This window comes from Zavarzinella formosa DSM 19928 (assembly GCF_000255705.1).
GTDB classification, from domain to species: Bacteria; Planctomycetota; Planctomycetia; order Gemmatales; family Gemmataceae; genus Zavarzinella; species Zavarzinella formosa.
The window spans coordinates 52,620-55,624 of record NZ_JH636454.1 but is presented as its reverse complement, the minus strand read 5'-3'; the positions used below and the strand labels follow the sequence as shown (position 1 = coordinate 55,624).

Here is a 3,005-nt window from a genome sequence, read left to right as displayed (position 1 = left end):
GTTTTTCGGCAAACTCGCACTTTCGTTCCGAGTGGGAGCTATTTAGCGTCGGCATGGACAGTCCCTTCATGAGAGGACGAAATGTGGTCAGCGAAAAAGCGCGAGTAAGAAGGAATTTTATGAAATTGTCAAATGACGTTGATTTCGCCGGCCATGGGATTCTGAATTCGCGGTTTGCCGGATTCCCGGCGGTGTCGTCTCGATCCGGGACAATCCCCAAGCCATTGGCCTGGCATTCTGCCTGGCTCTTGACTCGTGGTTGACTCCCGGAAACATGAAAGAGGCCCGGGCCAAGACCACTTTCAAAGAGTGGTTGAAAGCAGGGAATCCCGGGATGAGCAATGTTGTCGAGGCGGTCGGCTTGGCCTAAGTGCGACCTGACTTTCACGAGCAATGGTTTTAGATATTTCAGCCTTTCTTGGGGGGGGTGATCAATTGACTTTCCCGAAAATCTTTGGGAGTTTTCACGTCGGTCGTCGCCTCTGCGTTCACATAATAAACGCCTGGGTGAATTATCAAGATCTTTCACCGCCTCTTTGCTGAGCAGATTCTTTCTCGCCCTACGCTTCATTTCAATACGGACGCAGTGAGCGAGGAACGACAGTTGGGTGTCTGACATGCTCGGAAATTCGTTTTGCTTTTCATTTTGCTTTCAAATTTCTCGCTGCCTGCTTATGTTTCCTTCAGCTATGACGCATTTCCATTCTCCTGCGTTTGTGGGAGAGAAACCCCGTGGGACGTGCAAGACTTGCGGGATTTTGCAATTTTGACACCATTTCTAAATACCAATCAACGCGATTTTCAGTGGCGTTGGATGGAAGCTTTTTTGATGTAGTGGCAATCGCGATTCGGAGAAATTTGGCTGTCCGTACCCTGTCAGGACTTGGCTCAAAAATGACATCTCCAACCCGGCCAATCCATTGACAAATCACGGTGATTTCCCCTCGGGCCGAGCCGGCAGGAGGCCCCAAGAGGGAAGAAGTGTATTACTTTTATATCAAATTTGACTTATGCGTTTTCCCCGCGTAGGATGGGCCGTCCCGTCTCCCCCACCCAACCCGGCCCATGCTCAACATCACCACCATCAAGGGCGCCACGGCTGCGAAGAACTACTACCGTTCCGCGGACTATTATGTCGACGACCGCGAACTCTCCCCCTCCTGGCACGGCAAGCTCCGCTCCTTCCTCGGCCTGCCCCACGAACTCCATCACAACCATTTCATCCCCCTCTGTGACAATCTCCATCCCCACACCGGCCACCCGCTGACCGGTGCCGTGAAGGATGACCGCGACATCGGCCGGGACTTCACCTGGTCGCCCCCCAAGTCGGTCACGCTCGCCGGCTTGGTCGGTGGCGATGACCGAGTGATCGAGGCGGTGAACGAATCCGTCCGGGAGGCGATGGGTGTCATTGAAGCCGACACGATGACACGGGTCCGAAAGGGCAACGTGAATGAAGAGCGGCGAACCGGGGAGATGCTTTGGGCGATGTTCCCCCATCTGACGACCCGTCCGATCAAGGGCGAGGTCGATCCCCAGTATCACATTCACGCCGTCGTGTTCAACCTGACTCATGATCCCGTCGAACGGGAGATGAAGGCGATCCAGTTCCGCGAGGTGAAACGAAACGCTCCCTATTACCAGGCGGTGTTCCAGTCCAAGCTGGCCGGGAAGCTCCAGGACATGGGGTACGGGATCAGGAAGACGAAGGACGCCTTCGAGATCACCACCGTCCCCGAACGGGCGATCAAAGAATTCTCCCGCCGCCGTGCTCTCATTGAGAAGGTGGTGGAAGATTACGGCTTCACCAACCCGGAGAACATTGCCAAGCTCGGGGCGAAGACACGGGAACGAAAAGCCGAGGGACAACCGTGGGGCAAGCTGCTTGAAGGTTGGGAGAAACGATTGTCGGCTCTGGAACTGGACGCCCTCCGTTTGCATCCGGTCCCTATCCACGTCCGCACGCTAGATCGATCCACCCAAGCCGTGGACTACGCCCTCAAACACCTGCTCGAACGAAGCTCGTCCGTTTCCCAAAGGGAGTTGGCAAAGGAAGCCTTGCGGTATGGCATGGGCGATGTGACAGTCGAAGGCGTCTTCAAAGCCATCGGAAAAGCCGACCTGATTCGACGGGAGGTGGACGGGCGACTGATGGTGTCCTCGCGGGAGGTGCTGAACGAAGAGAATGCGTTGGTCAGGTTTGCGATTGATGGGAGAGGCCGTTTTCGACCCCTCCGCAGTACGAAGGCCGGGGTGAGTGATGGCTACGACTCCGCACGGCGGTTATCGGTCAGCCCGAGTCAGTCGCAACCACAATCTGACCATGACATACTCCCACCGTTCGCACAACCAGTTTTTCTGGAGCCTCGGGCAGGAGTCGAACCTGCTACGGATCGGCCGCTTCCGCTGTTGATGCCCGACGCACGAGGCCTCGCATCGTCGGGCATGCGTGTCAACCACCACGCCTCCGAGGCATTGGCTGAGAGTGCCGGTCTCCCGCCATTCGCACAACCAGTTTCTGATGATGAAATACTCCGACCCCAAGGGAGTCGGAGTGCCGCTGGGCTTGCCATGCGGGGGGTAGGGGTGACCGGCGAAAGCCGCGATCTTGGCTATCCGCGTGGAAGTTCCTTGGGGCACTTGTCGCCAAGCAACGGTCACGCAGATGACACTGCCATGCTTCCACCATTCGCTCAACCAGTTTCTGCAACCGACCCCGATATCGGTATGACGATATCGCTTTCCCCATCCCAGCTCGCCGCCATCCGGCACGTCTGGAACTCCCCCGACCACATCATCCTCGTCCGCGGTTACGCTGGTTCCGGCAAAACGACCCTGACCAAAACAGCCTTGGCTGGCATCGACCTGCCGACCGTGGTCCTCGCTCCCTCCAGCGAAGCCTCTCGCGGTGTCCTCCGTCGTGACGGGTTCGAGGGAGCCGACACGCTGGCCCGGTTTCTGGTGGACGACAAGTTCCAGGAGCAGGCACGGAACGGCTTGGTCTG

The 3,005-nt window shown here is 57.1% G+C and carries 2 protein-coding genes; one reads left to right on the top strand and one right to left on the bottom strand.

Annotated features, from left to right (window positions below; genetic code table 11):
• Nucleotides 1–619: hypothetical protein (locus BGIM_RS67680; protein ID WP_238537846.1), on the bottom strand; the 619-nt coding region annotated here is incomplete at its 3' end.
• A 446-nt stretch (nt 620–1,065) separates the two neighbouring features.
• Between BGIM_RS67680 and mobF the strand changes: the two genes are divergently transcribed.
• A partial coding sequence (gene mobF / locus BGIM_RS66265) for a MobF family relaxase (RefSeq protein WP_193789092.1) occupies nt 1,066–3,005 on the top strand: 1,940 nt, incomplete at its 3' end.